The 919-nt window shown below is 59.7% G+C and carries 1 protein-coding gene; it reads left to right on the top strand.

Annotated elements, in window-relative coordinates:
* The coding region (locus B6S09_RS18940; RefSeq protein ID WP_141202012.1) for a histidine kinase dimerization/phospho-acceptor domain-containing protein at positions 1-919 on the top strand (919 nt) is incomplete at both ends.

The raw sequence follows: 919 nt of genomic DNA, 5'->3' as shown, positions 1-919 counted from the left end.
AGATGTGTATAAGAGACAGCTGTTGCAGCGCACGGGCAACGACGCCACCCGTTACCTGCTGCCGGTGTTCGGCCGCCATCGCAACCTGGCGGGCGAACTGATCCCCGACGAAAGCGACCGCCTGCTGGGCTGGGTCGAGGTGGAACTGTCCCACAACGGCATGCTGTTGCGCGGTTATCGCAGCCTGTTCGCCAGCCTGCTGCTGATCGCCATCGGGCTGATCTTCACTGCCGCACTGGCGCTGCGTATCAGCCGCACGATCACCTCGCCGATCGGATTGATCAAGCAAGCCGTGGCCCAGCTCAAGGACGGCAATCTGGAAACCCGCCTGCCCGCGCTGGGTAGCCAGGAGCTGGATCAACTCGCCTCGGGCATCAACCGCATGGCCGAAACCTTGCAGAATGCCCAAGAAGAATTGCAGCACAGCATCGACCAGGCCACCGAAGACGTGCGTCAGAACCTGGAAACCATCGAGATCCAGAATATCGAGCTGGACTTGGCGCGTAAGGAAGCCCTGGAGGCGAGCCGCATCAAGTCGGAGTTTCTGGCCAATATGAGCCATGAAATTCGCACGCCCCTCAACGGCATCCTCGGCTTTACCCACCTGCTGCAAAAAAGCGAACTGACGCCGCGCCAGCTCGACTACCTGGGTACCATCGAAAAATCCGCCGACAACCTGCTGGGCATCATCAATGAGATTCTCGATTTCTCGAAAATAGAAGCCGGCAAACTGGTGCTCGACAGCATTCCATTCAACCTGCGCGATCTGCTCCAGGACACCCTGACCATCCTCGCCCCCGCCGCCCATGCCAAGCAGTTGGAACTGGTCAGCCTGGTCTACCGCGATACGCCGCTGGCGCTGGTGGGCGACCCGCTGCGGCTCAAGCAAATCCTCACCAACTGTCTCTTATACACATCT

This window comes from Oceanimonas baumannii (genome assembly GCF_002245495.1).
In the GTDB taxonomy this organism is placed as follows: Bacteria; Pseudomonadota; Gammaproteobacteria; order Enterobacterales; family Aeromonadaceae; genus Oceanimonas; species Oceanimonas baumannii.
The sequence above is the reverse complement of the archived record's forward strand: the minus strand, read 5'-3'. Positions and strand labels throughout refer to the sequence as shown.